19 protein-coding genes are annotated in these 21,755 nt (G+C 60.3%); 5 read left to right on the top strand and 14 right to left on the bottom strand.

From position 1 onward, the window contains the following. Positions 1-10: 10 nt before the first annotated feature. From I2F59_RS01600 to I2F59_RS01585, 4 genes are all read right to left on the bottom strand, one after another. Positions 11-853: a hypothetical protein gene (locus I2F59_RS01600; protein WP_195503022.1), complete on the bottom strand. Its 843-nt coding sequence runs from the start codon at positions 851-853 to the stop codon at positions 11-13. An 80-nt stretch (positions 854-933) separates the two neighbouring features. Continuing rightward, on the bottom strand, positions 934-2,175 hold the full coding sequence (locus tag I2F59_RS01595) for an SPFH domain-containing protein (protein ID WP_117763324.1): 1,242 nt from the start codon (positions 2,173-2,175) through the stop codon (positions 934-936). 48 nt (positions 2,176-2,223) lie between these two features. Continuing rightward, positions 2,224-3,546: a hypothetical protein gene (locus I2F59_RS01590; protein ID WP_195503021.1), complete on the bottom strand. Its 1,323-nt coding sequence runs from the start codon at positions 3,544-3,546 to the stop codon at positions 2,224-2,226. A 24-nt stretch (positions 3,547-3,570) separates the two neighbouring features. Further along, a complete protein-coding gene (locus I2F59_RS01585) occupies positions 3,571-4,308 on the bottom strand; it encodes a DUF4428 domain-containing protein (protein WP_055310636.1) in 738 nt (245 codons plus the stop codon). A 398-nt stretch (positions 4,309-4,706) separates the two neighbouring features. Here I2F59_RS01585 and I2F59_RS01580 point away from each other — a divergent pair, with 398 nt between their 5' ends. Together I2F59_RS01580 and I2F59_RS01575 are read left to right on the top strand one after the other, a co-directional pair. Continuing rightward, complete coding sequence (locus I2F59_RS01580) at positions 4,707-5,699, top strand: hypothetical protein (protein ID WP_195503020.1); 993 nt, start codon at positions 4,707-4,709, stop codon at positions 5,697-5,699. Between the two features lie 48 nt (positions 5,700-5,747). Next, on the top strand, positions 5,748-6,242 hold the full coding sequence (locus I2F59_RS01575) for a helix-turn-helix transcriptional regulator (protein WP_195503019.1): 495 nt from the start codon (positions 5,748-5,750) through the stop codon (positions 6,240-6,242). A gap of 181 nt (positions 6,243-6,423) precedes the next feature. Here I2F59_RS01575 and mgtA read toward each other — a convergent pair whose 3' ends face one another. After that, positions 6,424-9,192, bottom strand: coding sequence for a magnesium-translocating P-type ATPase (gene mgtA, locus I2F59_RS01570; protein ID WP_195503018.1), 2,769 nt, complete (start codon positions 9,190-9,192; stop codon positions 6,424-6,426). Positions 9,193-9,629: 437 nt separating this feature from the next. Between mgtA and pyrE the strand changes: the two genes are divergently transcribed. Then, positions 9,630-10,313: an orotate phosphoribosyltransferase gene (pyrE, locus tag I2F59_RS01565; RefSeq protein WP_195503017.1), complete on the top strand. Its 684-nt coding sequence runs from the start codon at positions 9,630-9,632 to the stop codon at positions 10,311-10,313. 337 nt (positions 10,314-10,650) lie between these two features. Here pyrE and I2F59_RS01560 read toward each other — a convergent pair whose 3' ends face one another. Then, positions 10,651-11,823: a Fic family protein gene (locus I2F59_RS01560; RefSeq protein ID WP_035136612.1), complete on the bottom strand. Its 1,173-nt coding sequence runs from the start codon at positions 11,821-11,823 to the stop codon at positions 10,651-10,653. Positions 11,824-12,409: 586 nt separating this feature from the next. On the opposite strand from I2F59_RS01560, the gene I2F59_RS01555 reads away from it, so the two are divergent. Together I2F59_RS01555 and I2F59_RS01550 are read left to right on the top strand one after the other, a co-directional pair. After that, a complete protein-coding gene (locus tag I2F59_RS01555; protein WP_022093778.1) occupies positions 12,410-12,946 on the top strand; it encodes a PTS sugar transporter subunit IIA in 537 nt (178 codons plus the stop codon). 236 nt (positions 12,947-13,182) lie between these two features. Continuing rightward, the gene (locus I2F59_RS01550) at positions 13,183-13,740 is read left to right on the top strand and encodes a hypothetical protein (RefSeq protein WP_035136614.1); all 558 of its coding nucleotides are present in this window, start codon (positions 13,183-13,185) and stop codon (positions 13,738-13,740) included. Between the two features lie 478 nt (positions 13,741-14,218). On the opposite strand, the gene I2F59_RS01545 is transcribed toward I2F59_RS01550, so the two are convergent. From I2F59_RS01545 to trxA, 8 genes are all read right to left on the bottom strand, one after another. Beyond that, complete coding sequence (locus I2F59_RS01545; RefSeq protein ID WP_195503016.1) at positions 14,219-14,887, bottom strand: HAD family hydrolase; 669 nt, start codon at positions 14,885-14,887, stop codon at positions 14,219-14,221. Between the two features lie 105 nt (positions 14,888-14,992). After that, a complete protein-coding gene (hypE, locus tag I2F59_RS01540) occupies positions 14,993-16,027 on the bottom strand; it encodes a hydrogenase expression/formation protein HypE (RefSeq protein WP_195503015.1) in 1,035 nt (344 codons plus the stop codon). Between the two features lie 84 nt (positions 16,028-16,111). Then, entirely contained in the window at positions 16,112-17,224 is a 1,113-nt protein-coding gene (hypD, locus tag I2F59_RS01535; RefSeq protein WP_271755731.1) for a hydrogenase formation protein HypD, read from the bottom strand. Next, the gene (locus I2F59_RS01530) at positions 17,224-17,484 is read right to left on the bottom strand and encodes a HypC/HybG/HupF family hydrogenase formation chaperone (RefSeq protein WP_055310039.1); all 261 of its coding nucleotides are present in this window, start codon (positions 17,482-17,484) and stop codon (positions 17,224-17,226) included. The genes hypD and I2F59_RS01530 overlap by 1 nt, the downstream gene beginning before the upstream one ends. A gap of 131 nt (positions 17,485-17,615) precedes the next feature. Next, positions 17,616-20,300: a carbamoyltransferase HypF gene (gene hypF, locus I2F59_RS01525; protein WP_195503014.1), complete on the bottom strand. Its 2,685-nt coding sequence runs from the start codon at positions 20,298-20,300 to the stop codon at positions 17,616-17,618. A 117-nt stretch (positions 20,301-20,417) separates the two neighbouring features. Then, the gene (nikR, locus tag I2F59_RS01520; protein ID WP_195503013.1) at positions 20,418-20,927 is read right to left on the bottom strand and encodes a nickel-responsive transcriptional regulator NikR; all 510 of its coding nucleotides are present in this window, start codon (positions 20,925-20,927) and stop codon (positions 20,418-20,420) included. A gap of 1 nt (position 20,928) precedes the next feature. Then, positions 20,929-21,177: a hypothetical protein gene (locus tag I2F59_RS01515; RefSeq protein WP_195503012.1), complete on the bottom strand. Its 249-nt coding sequence runs from the start codon at positions 21,175-21,177 to the stop codon at positions 20,929-20,931. A gap of 231 nt (positions 21,178-21,408) precedes the next feature. Beyond that, the gene (trxA, locus tag I2F59_RS01510) at positions 21,409-21,729 is read right to left on the bottom strand and encodes a thioredoxin (RefSeq protein WP_195503011.1); all 321 of its coding nucleotides are present in this window, start codon (positions 21,727-21,729) and stop codon (positions 21,409-21,411) included. Positions 21,730-21,755: the final 26 nt, after the last annotated feature.

The raw sequence follows: 21,755 nt of genomic DNA, 5'->3' as shown, positions 1-21,755 counted from the left end.
TTACGTGCCGCTACGCGATGGTCGCGGTGTAGGAGGCGACGTCCTCATAGGAATCGGTCAGGTAGGCGTCGATGCCGATGGTCGTATTGACGAGGTCGTCAAGGCTGTCAAGCTCGCCGCTCGAGAACGTGAATTCCTCGGTGGCGTTGGTGCCGGGCATCAGGTGAGCCGAGAACCAGGGTTCCTTCATGGTGCCGTTGACGTTGGTCTTGCCGGAAGGAGCGTAGAAGGTCAGGTCCTTGTCGCTCTTGTTGGTGATGTTGACGACAAAGCCGATGTCGCCCCAGTCGTCCTTGAACTTCTCGGTGATGGTGATGGTGCACAGATCGTCATCGGCGACGGTGACGGCGGGGGAGATTTCGACGCTCTGGACATCTTCGTCTTCGACGGCCTCATCGATCTCTTCTTCCTTCTCGGCGTTCTCGCGATCCTTCTTCACCGTACCGGACAGATCCTTGTCGGACTTCGTAAAGATAAGCTTGTCGCCTTCCACCTCGAGGACGAGCTTGTCGTCCTTGAGCTTCAGGTCGTGCGACTCATCTTCGGCGGTAATCGTTACGGTGGTGGCGTCCTTGGCCTCCCATTTCAGGTCGGCGACCTCAAGGAACATGTCGAGGACGCCCGTGCCGTCTTCGTCGAGGATCAGGATACAGTTGAGGCCCCACTCCTTGAGCATATCCATGTACTCATCGGTGAGCTCTTCGCCGTCCAAGGTTCCACCCGAGTACTGCCAGCTGCCGACGAAGTTGGCCTTGGGGTCTTTGCCGCCGCCGCTGCAGCCCGTCAGGGCAAAGGCGAGCGCCAGGACGCATGTCAGAAATGCGAGTACGGACTTTTTGAACGTTGTCTTCATGGTGTCCTCCTTCATCGAACGAAACCCATAGAAGCAAATGCGGGGGCGGCGGATCCCCCGCTCATTACCAGTTAGGGGCGCTAGGGCCTGGGCGTTCCGCAGTTGCTGCAGAACTTGCCACCGTTTTCGCTACCGCAGTTGGGGCAGAACCACTTGGCCGGTGCCGGGGCGGGTGCGGGACTGCCGCACTCGGAGCAGAACTTGCCGGTGTTGGTGGCGCCGCAGCTGCAGGTCCATGCGCCGGCCGCAGGTGCGGCAGCGGGTGCCGGTGCGGGGGCGGGAGCCGGAGCCGGCTGCGGGGCGGCCTGCTGCTGTGCCTGACCGGCGGCGAACAGCTGGCTAGCGTTCATGCCGCCCATGCCACCTGCCATGCCCATGCCCATAAAGCCTGCCATCGCGCCGTTGGGGTTGGCCGCTGCCGCGCGCATCGCGTCGCTCTGGGCGCTGGCGATGTTGGCGGCCGCCATGGTGGGATCGCGCATGACTGCGGCCTTCTGTAGGTCCTTGATCATCTGCTCGTCTTCTTGCGAGGCGGCGATGGAGTTGACGCCAAAACTCACGATCTCGACGCCGCGCAGGTCGCGCCAGTCGGCAGAGAGGACCTCGTTGAGCGCGCGGGCGAGCTCGGTGGTGTGGCCGGGGATGGCGCTGTAGCGGATGCCCATCTCCGAGATCTTGGCAAAGGCGGGCTGCAGGGCGGTGAGCAGCTCGGACTTAAGCTGACTGTCGATCTTGTCGCGCGTGTAGCTATCGGTCACGTTGCCGCATACGTTGGTGTAGAACAGCAGCGGGTTGGTGATGCGGTACGAATACTCGCCGTTGCAGCGCACGGAGATGTCGACGTCCAGACCAATGTTGTTGTCGACCACGCGGAAGGGCACGGGTGAGGCGGTGCCGTACTTGTTGCCGATGATCTCCTTGGTGTTGATAAAGTAGACGCGCTGGTCCTTGCCCGCGTCGCCGCCAAAGGTAAAACGGCTGCCGATATTGGCGAAGGTCTCCTTGATGGAGTCGCCCAGGTTACCGCTAAAGACGCTCGGCTCGCTGCCGGTATCGAAGACGAACTCACCGGGCTCCAGCGCGACTTCGATGATCTTGCCGTTTTGCACCACGAGCATGCCCTGGCCGTCGTTGACGGCGATGACCGAGCCGTTGGAGATGACGTTGTCCTCGCCGCGCGTGTTGGAGCTGCGGCCACCGGTGCGCTTGCTGCCCTTGCAGGCCAAGACGTCAGCAGGCATCGATTCGCAGTAGATAAATTCCTTCCACTGGTCGGCCATGACGCCGCCGGCAGCTCCCAATCCAGCTTTCAAGAGTCCCATGGTGATCTTCCTTTCTCGTCAAAGGCCGGGTGGTATTGGTTGGATTGCTTAGTCGTCCTTGTCGTCTTTCATGACAACGGTGGTCTCGGTGTGGCTGAAGGTGTCGTGCTTCTCGGTCAGGTCGAGCTCGCCACAATACTCATCGGCATGGGTTGCTTCGTTGGCCGTCTTGAGCTGGCCTACCAGTAACACGTCTCCGATAATCACGATGATCAGCGGCGCGATGACGTTGATGAGGATGCCCTCGATATCAAAGGTGAGGTAATCCGGATCGAAGGCGTATTCCCCCATAAAGAGAATCTGGGAGAGGATAAATCCGATCACGAAGAACAGCACCGAGGCGATGGCGAGCTTGGGCTTGGAGCAGGGGAGCTCGCCGACCAAGCGGCCGGTCTGGCCGTTCATGGCAAACAGGTAGCTCTTGCCGTTCCACGAGGTGGAGAGCATCCAGACGGGGAACAGGGCGTAGTCGCTGTCTTCCCAGGCGTAGTCGAGCTGCTTGCTTTCGACCGTGGCATCATCGTATTCGTCGACGACGGTCTCGCGCAGGGCCGAGATCGTGCTTTCTTCCATGCGGCGCTCGGCGCGCGCCTTGCAAGTCTCGCAGTCCTCGTCGTAACGGTTGGCGATGTAGCCGGGCATATATGCGACCGAGAACGGACGCAGTGCGTCGTAGTCAAACGGCTCGATGGCGTCCATATGGCCGTCGGGCATCTTGGATGATCCGTCGACGGGCACGCGCTTAAACGAGATATTGCCCTTGCGATAGGCATCGTAGTGGTCGGTGGTCGTGACGGTGCGGTCGGATTCCTCGGTCACGGTCTCGTTGGTCGCGTCAAAGTACACTTCGCCGTCAACGCGGGCGCCGTAGAGCCAAAACGGCACGTAGACACCTTGGACCTCGTCGATATGGTTGCCGGTGACAAAGCTCTTGGGCAGCAAGATCTTGCCCTTGTAGTGTTCCTTGAGTGCGCCCGTGACGTCATCGCGCCCGAGCTTAAACGGAATCACCAGGTCGGGCGAGAAGTCGCCAGAGAGCTGGCCGGGCGCCACGGCGGAGTTGCCGCAGTACGGGCAGGTGGTGACGGCGACGGTGCCGTCGGACACGAGCTCGGCGCCGCACGACGAGCAGATGTAGCCGGCGTTTTGGGCGAGCTCCTGCACGGCATCGTCGACAGCAGGCTTGGGCGTTGCGGCTGCCGCATCGGCTTTGGCATCTGCCTTGTCCTGGCGCTCGCGATAGAGGGCCTCGACTTCTTCGACTTCAAAACGAGAATCGCAGTAGTCGCAGACGAGCTTTTGCTCGGCACTGGCAAAGTGAAGGGGGCCGCCACACGCGGGGCATTGATAGTTGACGCTCTCGAAGGCCATGATCGGTCCTTTCGCTGCCGGAGGCTATGCGCCGATGGCGCCGCCGCAGTATTCGCAGCGCCCACTGGCATCGGGAATGGTGGTGGCTCCGCAGAAGGGGCAGGTCACCGCGGTCTTGGGGGCCTTGGCGGCCACGACGCTGTCGCGCGTCTCCTGGCGCAGCTGCACCAGCGCATCGCGGACTTCGGTTGCCTGGCGCTTGGCCTCGCGATATTCGATGGAGCCGCGCTGATCGATGGTGGAGTCGTTCACGCGCAGGTTGATCTCGGTAAAGTACGGCGTGTTGACGTGGATGGTCAGATTAAAGTCGTAATCCAGGTCGTAGCGCGGCGGGTTGTAGCTCTCGCGCTCGCCGTCCTTGGTCTCGCGATAGATCTCGGTGCGCTGCTCGTCGATATCCATATCGCAGCCGAGTACCTGCGAGAACTCGATGATGTCGGGATTGGCGTCGCGCCAGCGGCTCTGCGAAGTGATGATCAGCAGGCCCGCGTCCTCATCGAGCATAATATTGGTGCGCCCGGCAGAAAGCGTGCGCGTGGGGTTGAACGAAGACAGGCGCTCGGCGTTGGCCTCGCGGTAGGCGAGTTGCTCACGGATATCGTCCGCGGTGCTGGAGCGATAGCCGTGAAAGTAGGGGGAGAGCTTGCCGGCGCACTCTTTGCACAGGTAGCCTTCATTGATTTTTGTCTTACCTAGAAGTCCCAGCTCGGTACCGCAAATCGCGCACTCTTTCTTCTCGAACATCTTGTCAAAGAAGCCCATGGCTGCCTCCCATCAACTGGTAGCGTGTGTCACTTTTGATGATGGGGGAGTGCGCGATCCTTCGCGATACCCAGACGGCTCAAGGAGTCTCCACAACTGGGACACATGGCCCATTTTTTGACTAGTCGTTGGGGACGTTCTCAAACGACTAGTCGCGGGGGGACACTCTTCGGTCACTCATTGGGGACGTACTTAAATGAGTGGTAGTTGGAGACACTCCTGGCCGAGCTAGAGGTCGCGCGCGTCCCTTCTGGTCCATGCGGCTCAAAATCGCGGCGTGATGTGGACGGCTGGGGTCAAATTTGCAGCATTTCGAGCTCGGCTTCGATATTGAGACTGGTTCTTTATTAAAATAGATTTCCAGACAATTGAGTGGCTGGGGGTTAACCATGAGGGGCATGGGAGACACAACCGCATATTTGCGTCGGGGCATTCGGGAGATTATATGCCTGGCGCTGTTCTTCTTCACGTTTTTGGCGTGCGAGTATCTTTTTGATGTGCGCATGGCCGAGTTCGTGTCTCCGAACGAGGTCGTTATTTATGAGAGCCTTGTCATCGGCGCGAGCGTGATTGGCTTTTTTGTGCGTCCCATTCTGTACTATCGCCGTCCCCATGCTATCGACGCAACGAGTGACGTCACGGGCGTTTTGCTGGTGGCGGCATTGCTGCTGTTGATTATGGCGGTTCAGGTTGAGGTGGTAATTGCCGGCGGTTTGGTGGCGTGCTGCGCGCTGGGCTACTGCGGATCGACTGCTCATGCAAATTTTGCGAGGCGCTTTGCGCGAACGCCCTGCTTGGCGCGCGCCGCCGCACTTTCTTACGCCATGGGCGTTCTGGTGCAGGTTCTCAACCACATGGTGATGCCTGTCGGCATTCCTCAGCAGGCTGTTCTGGTCGTCTGTGCGATCGCGCAGGTGGCGTTGCTCCACGGTGCCCGACGCGCCAAGCTGCGCGACGAGACCGATCCCAACTTTGAACCCAGTGCTGCCGGGCTTTCGGTAGATGCTTTGGAATATGGCGCCAAGTGGTATGACGATCCCGAGGCAAAGGCGGCATTCCGTCGCGCCGTAGTTCGCCTGACCGTGGCGACGGCGTATCTTTCCAGCGTATTCGCCGCTCTCAACGCGGGCTTCACGACCCTGCATGCTGTCGGAGCCGTCGATTTGGGCGATTGGCCGCGCCTGCTGCTTGTCGTGAGCTCGTTGGTCGCTGGCGCACTATTTGACCTGCACGGCCGCTCGTATATGAATATCGGCATGACGTGTGCCGCCATACTGTCCACGCTTTCGTTCTTTGTGCTCGTCGTCGATGGCAATGGCGGCAACGAGCTTGCTGCCACGATCATCTTTTATCTGGGCTCGGGCTTTTTCGTGGTGTTCTTTACCACATAATATGCCGCCGTCTCGCTCTATGCGCGCTGGTCATATTTTTGGCCGTGCATGGGTCGCGTCGTCAACAACGTGTGCTCGATGTTCGTGATGGCGCCGGCAGTGGCGATTATCTCGAGTCAAAATGTGCTGGCTGCGGTCGGTGCAGCGCTCGTGATGTTTGTGGGCATTGTGATTACGCTGCTGGGGCAGTTGGGGCAACGAGCCGATGATGCCGTGATGCAGGATGGCCTGCCGCTTGCCACCGACGATCTTGGTGGGGATCTTGCGCCCACATGCTCCGACCCCGAGCCCGTGGAGGCAGCGGAGCTCACGTCCGATGAACGCCTCGATGCCTTCGTCGCCACCTTTGGGCTTACAGAGCGCGAGCGCGATATTCTTGAGGCCTTGGTCGTTTCGGACCAGAGCGTTCAGGACATCGCCACGACGCTCTTCCTCTCGCGCTCCACGCTCTACCGTCACATTTCCTCAATCAACAAAAAGACCGGCACCGCCTCGCGCGTGGCCCTTATCAACTTCTACTGGTCCTGGACGCCTCAAGACTAGCTAATCCCCCAATAAGTTGCGGTGGAATAGTCCCTAAATTAAAGTCACGGGGCTTTAAACAGGAACTATTTCACCGCAACTGCTGAGGGGATAGACTGCGGCGGCGGCAGAGGCAACGGCAGCGGCGTTGGCAGCTGTGGTAGTGGCAACGGCAGCTGGCAGGGTGTTTTCCGTCTACTTGCTACAGCAGCTCGCCGTGGCGGGCAATGTAGCGGCGCTTTGCCAGCTGGGTGAGCGCGATATAGGCGGTAACGATGCCAATGAGCAGCCCAAAAAAGCTCGTGGGCAGCGGCATGAGGCCGAGCGCATCGGCGATGGGGCTTGCCGGCAGCCAGGTGACGAGCGCCAGGCCCAGCACGGTAAGAACGCACAATGCGGGCGCGGCGTGGTCGCGCGGGCTCGGCAGATGCGGGGAGCGCAACATGTGGACCACGAGTGTCTGCGACCACATGGACTCGACAAACCAGCCGCTCTGGAAGAGCGCAGCAAAGGTCGCCATACCCGCGACGTCGCCCGCGGCGGCAAGCTCGGGCCAGCTTGCGTCCACGGCGGCGGGGCACACGACAAAGAAGAGCGCGGCGAATGTCACGATGTCAAACAGCGAGCTTACGGGGCCCAGCTCGAGCATAAAGCCCTTGATGGACGCGGCGTCCCAGGCACGCGGGCGGGCAGTCCAGGCGTCATCGACGGTGTCCCACGGCAGTGCGATGCACACGATCTCGTAGACCAGCGACAGCAGTACCAGCTGCAGGGCGCTCATGGGCAAAAACGGCAAGAACAGGCTCGCGACGGTCACGGACAGCACATTGCCAAAGTTGGAGCTCACCGTGGTCTTGAGGTACTTGAGCAGGTTGCCGTAAGTGCGGCGGCCTTCGATGATGCCGCGCTCGAGCACGCCCAGGTCCTTCTGAAGCAAGATGATATCGGCGGATTCCTTGGCAATATCGACGGCCGAATCGACCGAGATGCCGCAATCGCTCGCACGCATGGCGGCGGCGTCGTTGATGCCGTCGCCCATAAAGCCCACGGTGTGGCCGAGCATCTCGCGCATGACACGTACCAGGCGCGCCTTCTGCAGCGGCGAGAGCTTGGCGAAGAGGTGGGTTTTCTCGGCGCGCTCGGCAAGTTCGGCGTCATCGAGCGTATCGATCTCGGAGCCGAGCAAGACGTTGCTCGCATCGATACCAATCTGCTTGCAGACGGTGGCGGCGACGCGGTCGTTGTCGCCGGTTAGGACCTTGACCGCCACGCCCTTGGCCTCGAGGGTGGCGACGGCGCCCGCGGCACTTGCTTTGGGCGGATCGAGGAAGGCCAAAAAGCCCATCAGCACCATGTCGCACTCGTCGGCGATGCCAAACTCGCCCACGCAGCGCGGATCGGTCTTCTGCGCCACGGCAATTACGCGTAGGCCCTCGGCGTTAAGTCCGGCGATCTGCTTGCGAATCTGGGCGAGCTTCTCGTCGGTGAGCGGCTGAGCGATGCCATCGATCTCGACAAAGGAGCAGATCTCGAGCATTTCCTCGGCAGCGCCCTTGGTAACCATCTGGGTTTTGCCTTGGGCGTCGGCGACAACTACGCTCAGGCGACGGCGCGAGAAATCGAAGGGAACCTCGTCGACCTTGGTATAGCGGTCGCGCAGACTCTGGCCCAGCATGGAATCGGGTGCGACGGTCGAGGGTGTCACATCGGCACGGTCGATTACGGCCAGGTCGATAAGATTTTTGAGGCCGGTCTGGAAGAAGCTATTCAAAAACGCATGGCGCAGCACGCGCGCGTCCTCGTTGCCATCGATGTTGAGGTAGCGCTCGAGCACGATGCGGTCTTCGGTGAGGGTGCCGGTCTTGTCGCAGCACAGGACGTCCATCGCTCCGAGGTTTTGAATCGCCGGCAGCTCCTTGACGATAACCTGGCGACGGGCGAGGTCCTTGGCGCCCTGCGACAGGCTCGTGGTCACGATGACGGGAAGCATCTGCGGCGTGATGCCCACGGCCACGCTCGTGGCGAACAGCAGCGCGTCGATGACGTTGCCCTTGGTGGCGGCGTTGATGGCAAAGACGGCCGGCGCCATAACGAGCATCAGGCGCACCAGCAGCATGGAGACGCTCGAGACGCCGCGGTCAAACGCGCTTTTTTCGCCGCGCCCGTTGAGCATCTTGGCGATGCCGCCCAGGTAGGTGTCCGAGCCGGTGGCAACGACAAGCGCCATGGCGGCGCCGTTTTGCACGGAGGTGCCGGTAAAGACGATGTTCTTGCAGGCAGAGAGTGGCAGTGCGGAGCCGTCGGCGCCCTCGACGACGGTGACGGCCGTGGTCTTCTCGACGGCCTCGCTCTCGCCGGTGAGTGCGGACTCGATCACAAACAGGTCGCGCGCGGTGATGATGCGGGCGTCTGCTGGCACCATATCGCCGGCAGAGAGGCGGATTACATCGCCGGGGACGAGCTCGTCGAAGGGGATCTCGATGCGCCCGCCGTCGCGCAGGGCGGTGCAAGTGTTGGAGACCAGGTCCTTGAGGGCCTCTGCCGCATTGCCGCTGCGGGCTTCCTGGATAAACTTCATGCCGCCCGATACCAGCAGCATGGTGCCGATGACGATGACCGTGGAGGGGTCGCGCTGCGGTTCGGGCACGGCGAGCACGTCGATGTAGAGCGAGACCAGTGCGAGCGCGGCGAGGATGCCGGCGAAGGGATCGATGAACGCGTCGGCGATGCGGCGGGCGAGCGTTTTGGTCGTTGCCTCGATGGTGTTGGGGCCGACGGCGTTCAGGCGCTCAGTTGCCTGCTCGACGGTGAGGCCGTTTGCCGTGGCGTCAAGCAGTACGAGGGCGTCCTCGGCACTATGGGTGGCGGCGAATATGGTGTTCTTGGACAGGCCGGTATGAGCGGCAGGGCGCGCCGTGCGGCGGCGCTTGGAGATGGCTTCGAGTACCGTGACGGTTTTGAGCATCAGCATAGGGTCCTCCTTGTTGAGGGGAGTTAGCGTACGTGTCGTATTTGCTTCAAAAAACCTAGATGTCGCTCACGTCAAGCTCTTGAGCCCACAAAGGGTGCAGCGCGCCTTTGCGGTGGTTTTGGAGATCTGCCGGTGGCGTTTATGCGTGTGCGGAGTCCTCGCGGCGTGCCGAGGGTGACATACAGGTTTTTCGACTAGGACTGCCTTCCATGGCACACCTCCTAAAGGCTGAGCGCAGCGCGCTTTGGGTATCTCGTACCCCTTTTTAATCCGCCCGTATTCTTGATGAGGGAGTTTGACATGTCAACCCCATTGTTCGGAAAACCATTCCCCCTGACAAAGCCTTTACAGAATGCCGTGGCCCCAAAGCGCGCCCGCATCTACGCTTCGCCTGCGCTAAACTGGAAGGCACGTACGCGATTACGAGAGGAGCCCGCATGGAGGCTTACAAGCAAGAGTTCATCAAGTTTATGGTCGAGTCCGACGTCCTTAAGTTCGGCAGCTTTACGCTCAAGAGCGGCCGTCAGTCCCCGTTCTTTATGAACGCCGGCGCTTACGTGACGGGCTATCAGCTCAAGAAGCTGGGCGAGTATTACGCCCAGGCCATCCACGATAACTTTGGCGACGACTTTGATGTGCTGTTTGGACCGGCCTACAAGGGTATTCCGCTGGCCGTCGTGACCGCAATTGCCTACCACGAGCTGTACGGCAAGGAGGTCAAGTACTGCTGCGACCGCAAGGAGGCCAAGGACCACGGTGCCGATAAGGGCAACCTGCTGGGTTATGAGCCCAAGGACGGCGACCGTGTGGTCATGGTCGAGGACGTTACCACCAGCGGCAAGTCCATCGACGAGACCTATCCCAAGGTCAAGGCTGCTGCCGATGTCGAGATCAAGGGCCTGATCGTGTCCCTCAACCGCATGGAGGTCGGCAAGGGCGGTGTGACCACCGCGCAGAAGGAGATCGAGGCCAAGTACGGTTTCCCCGTCGCGAGCATCGTCTCCATGGCCGAGGTCGTCGAGACCCTCTACAACCACGAGATCGACGGCAAGGTCGTCATTGATGACGAACTCAAGGCTGCCATCGACGCCTACTACGAGAAGTACGGAGCTCAGGAGTAGTTACGGCGTTTTACCAAACGCCGTAACCGGTCGACGCTGCGCGCCGCCCAGAGCGACAATTTGTCATTCAAAAGGCGAGGCATGACCAGAAGGTCAATGCCTCGCCTTTTTCATGCCAACTTGTTCGCTCTGGACGTCGCTCGCTGTCCGTCCTCTACTTGCGGCGTTGTTTTGCTCCGAATTGGTGGGCATTGGGGACGTTCTTAGAGTAGTCATTGGGGACGTTCATAAATGACTACTCAGGAATGAGCGTGGATAATCTCCCGTTTTTGGCCTGTGTGCAGGCTCAAAGTGGGAGATTATCCACGCTCGCTTTAATTTGCCTGGGTTGCGATGCCTATCTAATCGGCTCGGCGTCTTCCCTGAGAATCGAAAGATACTCTTCATACCCGTACTGCCGGTATCTCTGTCTTGACTCGTCGAGCGGACGGAGGATACCCAATTCTTCAAATGATTTGACGAGCGAGCTCGCGGTACTCCTGCCGATATCGAGTTGGGCAGCGATGAATGCGGTGTCGACGATGGGGTGCTCTTCAAGAATGCCCAACAGCCTTTGCCCGTTTGCAGCAGTCCTTCCGAGATTTTCGGTAATGGTTGCTGTGGAACGGTTATGGAGGTCAACAAGGTTTTTTAAAGACCCTACCGAGTCCTTCGCACTTTCGAGAAGACTGTTGCAGAAAAACTCTATCCATTCCTCGTAAGTGCCTCTCTCCCTTACGGATGTGAGTTGCCGGTAGTACTCGCTTCGATTTTTCTTGAACTGGAACGATGGATAGAACAAGCAAGAATGAAGAACGCCATCATTGATGAGCATAAGTGTAATGAGAAGCCTGCCCAGGCGACCGTTTCCGTCTAGGAATGGATGGGCAGTTTCAAATTGGTAATGGACGAGCGCCGCCCGCACAATCGGATCCATTTCGACTTGAGGCTCATTGATAAAGCGTTCGAGGTCCTGGAGCGTGTTACTCAAATCTTCAATGTTTGGAGGGACAAACGATGCGGTTGCAATGGTGCAGCCTGAGGGGCCAATCCAGTTTTGTGAGGAGCGCAGCTCGCCTGGATTCTTCTCCGTTCCGCGCACTCCGTCCAGCAGGACCGCATGAACTTGCCTAAGAAGTCTCGTGCACAAGGGCATCTTTTTGAGCAGTTCTACGCCGCGGTCGACAGCACGGACGTAATTCACGACGTCTGCGACATCTTTATGATGGAGTTGTGTTTGCGATGGACTAAGTAGGTCGTCAAACGTGCACTGGGTTCCCTCAATTTGCGAAGAAAGGAGTGCTTCTTTGCGCACGTACATTGTCAGATACATATCGGCGTTGGGAACAAAGTAGAGCATGCCTTCAAGCTCTCCAAGCTTTCGTGAGCATGCGGAAAGCGTGCGATAGGTTTCCTCGGTGAGGTTTAGCTGCCTCAATGATTGCAAGGGCGTTGGAAAAAACGAATAGTAAGCCAATTTCCCCGATAGATTATTGCGGAGCGTTCCCTGGCCGTTCTCCTCGATTTGCATCGCGCCCTCCATATCTTTAGTGCCGGAAACTCGTTATTAGGCTAATCATATCAATTCTAATAACGAGTTTAATGATTAAATAGTTATTAGAATTGATATAAACAATCTAATGATGAGAAGTCGTTATTACTTGACCATGGAGCTCGGCTTGGTACAGGGGGGGGGTCATCCAAAATGAACGTGGATAATCTCCCGTTTTTGGCTCGGTGACGGCCTCAAAGTCAAAGTGGGAGATTATCCACGCTCGTTAGTTAAGCGTCCGAAAATCCACACTCGCCAAACCTACCAAAAAGGGACGGTTTTATTTTGGCACGTTTCGGTCGGTATCAGGAAGTGTCAGGGACGGGGCGGCGACAGGACTCGAGAGCGAAAAGAAGTGCCGGGTTTGGCGCGCCCGCTTCTGCCCGTCCCGTGCGCGGGCGATACTCGGCTTATCGATCCGCGATGCAAAGGAGACGCTCCATTCCACGAGCGCTACCGGGATGGGCTCGCGATTCGAGTCCCCACCTTAGCATTTGAACCATTTGGCACTATAATTACCGTAGGCATGCGCATAACGTTGCGCTTAATCAAGAGGAGAAAACGTATGGGTCTGTTTGACATGTTCAAGAAGAAGGCTGAGCCCGCGGCTGCCGCTGCCCCGGCCTCCATCTCTGCTTCTGCCGGCGCCGACGTGCTGTGCTCGCCCGTCAAGGGCAAGGTCATCAAGATGGCCGACGTGCCCGATCCCGTCTTTGGTGGCGAGGTTCTGGGCAAGGGCTGTGCCGTGTGGCCCGAGGATGATCTGGTCTACGCTCCCTGCGACGGTAAGGTGACCGTCACCATGGGTCACGCCGTGGGCCTGCAGTCCGATAGCGGCATCGAGGTTCTGGTGCACGTTGGTGTCGATACCGTCAACATGAACGGTGACGGCTTCGAGGGCTTCGTCAAGGCTGACGACGTCGTGAAGGCCGGCCAGCCCATACTCAAGATCGACCGCGCCAAGATCGCTGCCGCCGGTTACAAGGACTGCGTCGTCGTGGCCGTGTCCAACACCGCCGAGTTTGCTGACGTCGAGCTCGCCGTCGAGGCCGAGTCTGCCGTCGCCGCCGGTGACGCCATCGTCAAGGTCGTCCGCAAGTAAACTGTGGCATCCAAAGGATGTGCAAGGGTGGTCGGGGTTTCCGGCCACCTTTTTTATTGCATCGCGGGGAAGCGTTTTATTGCACGTTGGGCGGGCTTGCAAACCGTTCGGACGCTAAAACGAACCGACCGCGCCTTCGCGTTGCCGAGGGTGTTCATAAGTGGATAGTATGGGCTTACTTATTACAACGTGTGCCGCGTCCGGGAAGCGCGGTGCCGCTCATTGGGAGGAACAACATGAAAAAGAAGCTGCTGCTTGCGCCCCTCATGGCCGTCTTGGTTGCATGTGTGGTCGTGCTTTCCGGTTGCGGAGGCCCTTCGGTTGAGGAACTCATCACCGAGGATCTTACGACGCAGTTTGACGAGGTCAAGAACGGTGGCGACGACTTCCTCTCTGGTCTGGAGGAGGCTTCGGGCGACGAGTTCGAGCAGCTGGGTATCGATCCCAAGGAGTACGCCAAGACCTATCTCGAGGGCTTTGACTACAAGATCGGCGACGTGACGGTCGACGAGGACAAGGGTGTCGCGACCGCCGAGGTCTCTATCACCTGCAAGTCTATGAACAAGATCGTCGAGGACTTCTCCACCCAGTATCAGGAGAAGGTCGCTGCGCTTGACACGGTTCCTTCCGATGACGAGCTGTACAAGATGGCCGGTCAGGTTATGGTCGATGTGACCAAGGCCACCGAGCCCAGGAAGACCACGGTTATCTTCAAGTACACCTGCAACGACGACGGCGAGTGGTCTGCCGACGACTCCGTCAACTCCGAGATGATGGATGCAATGCTGAGCTAGGGGGTTACGCGGTTCTACGAACCGCGTAACCAGTTGACGCTGCGCGCCGCCCAGGACGACAATTTGTCATTCAAAAGGCGAGGCATGACCAGAAGGTCTATGCCTCGCCTTTTTCATGCCAACTTGTTCGTCCTGGACGTCGCTCGCTGTCCATCCTCTACCTGCGTCGTTGCCATGGTGCGGCACTTGTAGTCATTGGGGACGTTCTTAAATGACCAGGCGGCAGTTGGGGACACTCCTTGTGCCAGCGTTGCATCGATTGCTTGGGAAACCGTGACCCGGTTTTTGGCCGAATAGTGGGTCGCATTTTCCGGATGGGGTGGGTTACGGAAAGTGCGACCCGGAATATTACTCTGAAACGGGATGCGGTTTCCCTGATGCGCCTCAAACGGAAAGCGCATCCCATTCCGGAGCTCCAAAACGGGATGCGCTTTCCGCGCGGAAGAATTGCCGCAGCTGCGTTAAGCAGTGTCGCTCGTTACTCGCCCAGCACCAGCGCCGCGAGCTCTGCCTGGGTGTCCACCACGTAGTCGGCACCGGTGGCTTCCAGCTCTGCGCGGCCGCGGAAACCCCAGCTGACGCCCGCACTCTTAAGGCCGGCGTTGTGGCCGGTCAGGATATCGACATTGGAATCGCCTACGTAGAGCGTGGTCGCCGGGTCGGCGCCTAGCTCTTCCATCACATGCAGCGTGACGGGTGCTTCGGGCTTGGGCGGAAACGCATCGACACGGCCCTGCACCAGCGCAAAGCGCTCGGAACCAAAATACTTTTCGATAAGCGGAGCCGCCGAGACGTGGTCCTTGTTAGTGAGCACGGCAAGCTGAACGCCCGCGGCGCGCAAGCGGTCGAGCATCTCGATCGTGCCGGCATAGGGAGCGGTGTGGTCTTCCTTGTGCTCGCCGTAGTAAGCCCTAAACTCGGCAAGTGTCTGCTCAAACATGCGGCCGTCGCCTGCGTACTCGGCGGGCATAAAGCGCTCAACCAGCTTGAGCATGCCGTTTCCCACCTTGTAGCGGTACTCGTCAACGGCAAACGTGGGCCAGCCATGCGCCTCGCAGGTATGGTTGCCGGCGGCCGCCAGGTCCTCGAGCGTGTTGAGAATGGTGCCGTCCAGGTCAAAGATCACATGGGAAAAAGCTGCTGCCATGGGTGCTCCTGCCGCTTGAGTTGTAAAACGCACCCCATGATACTGGGCATGCGTGCCGGGCATGTTTGGAATCTGAATATCTTTAATAGCCCTGAGCCTTTGTCGTTAGCAAATTCTCGGCAGCTGCTCTCCTACGAGCATGTCGAGGATGCGGGTCGAGCCCCAGCCGGTACGTACGCGCACGGCGGGTCGAGCGTCCGATCCAAGTGGCAGCACGCGGCCGATAATCGCGGCGTTCTCGCCGTAGCGGGCGGCGCGCATGGCGGCCAGCGCCGCATCGGCTTGTTCGGCCGGCACGACGGCAACCATCTTGCCCTCGTTTGCCACCTGCAGCACATCGTAGCCGAGCATCTCGCAGGCGGCCTGCACGTCGGGACGCACGGGCACGGCATCCTCGTCGACCTCCATGGCAACGCCGCTGGCCTGTGCAAACTCGTTGAGTGTGGACGCCAGGCCACCGCGCGTGGGGTCGCGGAAGCAACGTGTGTCGGGTGCTGCGGAAAGCACATCGGCAATCAGGTGGTTGAGCGGCGCGGCGTCGCTTTCGATGGTGCTCGAAAACGCCAGACCCTCGCGCTGACTCATGATGGCGATGCCGTGGTCACCCAGTGTGCCCGACACCAGGATGACGTCGCCGGGCCGGCAGTTTGCGCCGCTGAGCGCCACGCCCGCGGGTACCTCGCCCACGCCGGCGGTATTGATATAGACGCCGTCGGCCCCGCCGCGCTCGACCACCTTAGTGTCGCCCGTGATTATGGACACGCCCGCTTCGTGCGCCGTTTCGGCCATCGTCTGCACAATCTGGTGGAGCTTATCCATGGGATAGCCCTCTTCGAGGATAAAGCCGCACGATAGGTAGCGCACGTTGGCGCCCGAGGTCGCGACGTCGTTGACGGTTCCGCACACGGCGAGGCGGCCGATGTTGCCACCGGGGAAGAACTGCGGCGAGACTACAAAGCTGTCGGTCGACATGGCGATGCGCCCGCTCGCGGGCAGCGCGGCGACGCCGGCGTCGTTGCCTTCGAGCAGCTCGGGCGACCCAAAGGCATCCAAAAAGACCTCATCGATGATGCGCTTCATCATCTGTCCGCCGGAGCCGTGGCCCAGCAGGACGGTGCTATCGGTAACGCTATGGGACATATCGAAAACTCCAATCGTGGGTGGAATTATATGGGTGAGGCGCAGCGTCGACTGGTCCGCCGTTCGTTAGAACGGCGGAACCTATTAGCCTCGGTAGCGGAAATATGCTGCGCAGCTGCCCTCGGAGCTCACCATGCAGGGGCCGACGGGATGCTCGGGCGTACAAGCGTGGCCGAACAGGGGGCAGTCGCTCGGCGTAATGGCCCCGCGCAGCACGTCGCCGCAGCGGCACCCGCGTGGCTCGACCGTCGGCTCGATGGACACGTCAAAGCGCATGCTGGCATCAAAGTGCGAAAACTCGGGACGAATGGCGAGTCCCGAAGCCGCAATCGATCCCAGCCCGCGCCACGTGGTATCGCACGGCTCAAATACCTGCTCGACCAGCTGGCGCGCCACAGGATTGCCGTCGGCATTGACGCCGCGACGGTAGGCGTTGTCGATCGCGGGTTGCCCCTCAACAACCATCTGGACCAGCATGCAGATACCCTGCAAGATGTCGACCGGCTCAAATCCCGTTACCACGCCTGGAGTCTTAAACTCGTCGACCAAAAAGCCAAAGGGGGCCAAGCCCGTGATGGTGGCGACGTGGCCCGGCAGGATAAAGCCGTCGATGGCGGTCTCGGGGTCGTTGGCGATGGCGCGCAACGCCGGCGGCGTGGTCTTGTGGGCGCAATAGACCGAGAAGTTCAAAAGCCCGCGCGCCTCGGCCTCCAAGATGGCGGCGGCGATGGTGGGCGTCGTAGTCTCAAAGCCCACGCCCATAAAAATGACCGGGCGATCAGGGTTTTGCTCGGCAATGTCGAGCGCGTCGAGCGGGGAGTAGACGATGCGAATGTCACGCCCTGCCGCTTTTTGCGCAGCGAGCGAGGTGGATGATCCGGGCACGCGCATCATGTCGCCAAAGGTGGTGATGATGGCGCCGTCTATGTTGGCGAGCGCGATTGCGTGGTCGATGTCGCGGTTGGCGGTGACGCAGACGGGGCAGCCCGGGCCGCTCAGCAGCTTGAGCCCGGCCGGCATAATGGAGCGAAAACCATAGCGCCCGATGCTCACGGTATGCGTGCCGCAGACTTCCATAAGGTTGATGGTGCGGTCGCCGACAAGCTCATGAATGCGTTCGATGAGCTCGCGAGCCAGCTTGGGATCGCGGAATGCCGAGAAATCGATACCGGAGCGCGCCGGCTGCTCGGGCGCCACTAGTAAGCCTCCGCCGGGTTGGTGGTCAGCTGGTCTTCTTCGACCAGCTCGGACATGGCATTAACAAGCTCGAGCGTTTCCTGTGCTTCCTGCTCGTCGACAATCTGGATGCCAAAGCCGGCGTGTACGAGAATATAGTCGCCAACCTGCGCCGTCGGCACGAGTCGTAGCGACACAGGGCGCTCGATGCCCATCATGTCGACGGTGGCCTTGAGGTCGTCGTCGCGTTTGACTACTTTACCGGGAACGGCAAGGCACATATTGTTCCCCTTTTATACGCTTTGCGCTGGACGGGCGCTCAATAATCCATCAGTTGATGGTAGCGCTCGCGGGGTTCGCGGGCAAACGCGTTACGCCTGTGAGACGGCGGCTTGCGGGCTGGCCGAACAGCCTATTGTGGCGCGACCTGTGCGAGGCGAGTGCGTGCGACTGCTGCCTGACCGTAGGCGATGCAGCCGTCATTGACGGGTACGGTGTGGGGGACAAGGACAGTAAAGCCTGTGCTTTTGAGCTCGCGGGTGAGAAGCTGAAGCAGAAGTCGGTTCATGAACACGCCGCCCGAGAGCGCGACGGTATCGATGCCTTCGCGCGTGCAGATTTCGCGTGCGATTCGTGCCGAAGAGCGCGTAACGGCGACATGGAAGCCGAGTGCGAGCTTGTCGGCGGGCACGCCGGCCCTGATTCCCTCCAAAAGCGCCTTAAAAAGTGAGCTGGGGTCCAGGACGAGAGGCCTGCTCGAGGTTGCTTGGACAGTTAGTTCAGATTTGTACTTTTTAGAGCAGCAATGGGTGGCATAGATTGTCTGCGAGGTCCCCGAATGGGTTGATTTGTGGTATCCGACGGGCAAATTAGACGCAAATGAGGCGCCTGGAGAGCCCTCTTCGGGGTAATCTGAGCCAAAACCGTTGGTTAGAGGGTCTGTATTTAATACAAATCTGAACAAACTGTCCAGCCGCAATGGGTCAGATGCGGAACGGCCGTCTTTATCGTCGGGAACATGGGCGATTTCGCCGTCGAGCGCGCGCCAGGCGGCGGCTTCGAGTTCTATGGCGGGTTCGCCCTCGTAGGTTGCCTTGCCGCAGATACCCAGAATCGCTGTCGCGGCATCAAAGAGACGCCCCATGCTGCTGGTACGCGGGCTGTTGATGCCGCGCTCGATCATGGTGGCTGTCACGCTGCGTGTTTGCTCGTCGAGGCTGTCCAAAAGCCGAGCGGCACCTGGGTGCTCGAGCAGGCCGAGCTCACTGAGCAGGGCGAAGGCGTTGCGGCGGGCGTCGCGCACGGAGGCCGCCCCACCGGGGAGCGCCCAGGTGCGCAAATGCGCGGCGCGCTCAAAGCCGCCAAGGCTGGCAACAAGAAACTCGCCGCCCCAAATGGTCCCATTGGTGCCGGCGCCGGTGCCGTCAAAGGCGATGCCAAGGACGCGCGCGTCGGTTGTAAGCTGGCTCGCGGCGATGGCCTCGGCCATTACGCTCGCGATATGCGCATGATGGTGCTGCACCTCGACGAGCGGCAGATTGCATTTTCGCGCCTGCTCGCGCGCCCACTGGCCCGATAGATAGCTGGGGTGTAAATCGCAGGCCAAGGCGGCGGGCGCCAAGTCAAAGAGATCTTCCAAGCGCGTGCGCGCGGCGTTCCAGGCATCGAAGGTCCCGCCGTTTTCAACATCGCCGATATGCTGCGACACAAAACAGGTCGCCTCGCCGTTCGTCCCTTCACGCGTGAGCGTAATCGTGGCCTTTTGTTGCGGCCCGCAGGCGAGTACGCAGGACGGAGCGCCGTCGAGCGCCGGCAACGGCAGCGGCTGGGGTGCATATCCACGAGCGCGGCGAACGGGCATAACGGCGCCGTCGACCACGCGCACCACGGAATCGTCATAGCGCGAGAGAATCGCTCGATCGTTGCCGAGCAGCGCGTCGGCAATGCCGGCGGCAACGAGGCGCTCCCAGGCAAGATCGTCATCGGTCTCGATGGGCTCTTCGCTCAGGTTGCCGCTGGTCATGACGAGCGCGTGCATACCGTGTGACGCGGCAGCTGCAAGCAGAAGATGCTGAAGCGGGGTGTAGGGGAGCATAACGCCAAGCTCGGGCAGGTCGCGCGCGACGGACGGTGCGAGTACGAGGGCGTCGGAAGAATCGCCGTCGTTCCCGCAAACAGCCCGCCGGCGCAGCAGCACAATGGGGCGGATGCTGCCGGCGAGCAGATCGCGTTCAGCATCGTCGATATGGCACAGGCGCCCGGCATCGGCAAGACTGCGCACCATGACGGCAAGCGGCTTATTGCTGCGACGCTTGCGACGGCGCAGCTCGGCCACCGCCTGCTCGTTGGCAGCGTCACAGGCTAGATGGAATCCGCCCAAGCCCTTGATGGCGACGATGCCACCGCTGGCCAGTAGCTCAACGCAGCGCTCGATGATAGCGTCGCTGGCCTCGCGTGTGGTGCCGACGGTCGGTGTCGCGGACGAATTCCCGCACGCATCGCCGTTCACAGCCTCGCGCCACGTAATATGCGGCCCGCAATCAAAGCAGGCATCGGGCTGCGCGTGAAAACGCCGGTCGAGTGGGTCGGCATACTCCGCGGCGCACTTGGGACACATGGGGAAACGGTCCATCGATGTGGCCGCTCGGTCATAAGGCAGCGATCGGATGATGGTAAAGCGTGGGCCGCAGTTAGTGCAGTTGATAAAGGGGTAGTGATAGCGTCGGTCGGCGGGATCGAACAACTCGCGCAGGCAATCGTCACAGGTGGCGATATCGGGCGAGACGAGCGTCGTGTGCGCGGTCTGGTCCTGCGATGCTACGATGCGAAAACCCTGTTCACTGGCGGCACCCCAACCGTTGGCTGCCAGGTCCATAGTCTCGACATGCTCTACGCGGGCTGCCGCAGGCGCATGCTCAGAAAGCGCGGCAACAAAAGCATCGAGCGCACCGGCCGGAGCATGCGCCTCGATGTGCACGCCGTCGCCCGCATTGAGCACCCAGCCGCAAATGTCATGCGCCGTGGCCTCGCGATACACAAACGGTCGCATGCCAACGCCCTGCACAATGCCCGTCACATGAATATGCACATGCCGCATGCGACACCCCTCATCAAAACCGACCAAAAAGGGACAGGTTTATTTTGGTAGGTAAAACTTCTAAACCTGCCAAAACAAACCTGTCCCTTTTTGGCAGGTGCGCTGCGGGAAATCCCGCTATAGCCCCAGACTTTGCCTGGTGGCGGCGCAGGTGAGCTCGCCGTGCTTAACGCCGCGCAGGCCCAGCAGGCGGTCGGCTAGTTCGTAGACGCGCTCGCCGCGACCCTTGAGCGCCAAGATCTCCAGACAGTTGTGGTGATCAAGATGCACGTGCATGGTCGATACGATCTCGTCGGTGTAGTCGTGCTGCACCTCGTCCAGGCGACGCGTCAGATCGCCGGTGTGATGGTCGTAGATCATGGTGAGCGACCCGATAACGTGCTCATCGGGCGTGCGCATCTGCTCTTTGGCGATCGAGGCGCGAATCAAATCGCGCACTGCCTCGGAGCGGTTGGCCACGTCGCCGCGGCGTGCGATCTGCTCGTCAAAGCGGCGCAGTAGGTCATCGGGCGCGGTGACCGAAAAACGGACCAGCTCGGAGCCGCCGCCGCAACGGCAGCTCGCCTCGTCGCCTGTGTCGTTGCGGTGGTCGTGCCCGCAGCCGTGCTCGTGTTCGTGTTCGGACACCCTACACCAGCTTTACGGAGCCGACGGAGTTGTGGTCAGCCTCGATGGCTTCCTCGTAGCCCTCGAGCGCGTCATGCGCCTCGTGCAGTGCGGCCGTGGCAGCTTCGAGCTTGGCGCCAATGCGCTCCATGTCAAAATTCTCGGTCGCATGCAGCAGCTGATGGCTCCACTCGTGGGCGAGCTCGATGGTGTCGTCGACCTGCTTGACGCTCATGGCAAGCTGGCTCATGTTCATTCCGACGTCATGCATGGGAAATCTCCTTATGCTCGGGGCAATCCAGTGGTTCAGATTCTACTACGCCCGCGCGGGGCGCTGCCGCATAAGAAAACGGGTGCGAGTCTGTGTGACCCGCACCCGTTCACTGGGGGCTGTTTGTATTTACCATACTATCCGTGGTCGCACGCGGTGCATCCAGAAGTCCGGCGAGCGGTGCAAAAGCGTTCATGGACGGCGGCAGGACGCCAAAATGTAACCAGCGTATTACAGGTGCTTCTCCAGCAATACCTGCAGCCTTGCCTTGGGCAGCGCGCCGACCGAGCGGTCGACCTCCTCACCGTTCTTAAAGACAATCAGCGTGGGGATGCTCATGACGCCAAACTTCATGGCCAGGTCCTGATTGTCATCGACGTTGCACTTGGCAACGGCAAGCTTGCCGGCCAGCTCGTCGGCTACCTCGTCCACGATGGGCGAGAGCGATCGGCAGGGCCCGCACCAGGGCGCCCAAAAATCAACCAGTACGGGAAGGTTGTCGCTAACGACGGAATCGAAGTTCTCGGGGGTAATCTGCTTAATGTCAGCCATGGTGACCTCCATAATGCGACGCGGCT

This window comes from Collinsella aerofaciens (assembly GCF_015556945.1).
GTDB classification, from domain to species: Bacteria; Actinomycetota; Coriobacteriia; order Coriobacteriales; family Coriobacteriaceae; genus Collinsella; species Collinsella aerofaciens_AO.
The sequence above is the reverse complement of the archived record's forward strand: the minus strand, read 5'-3'. Positions and strand labels throughout refer to the sequence as shown.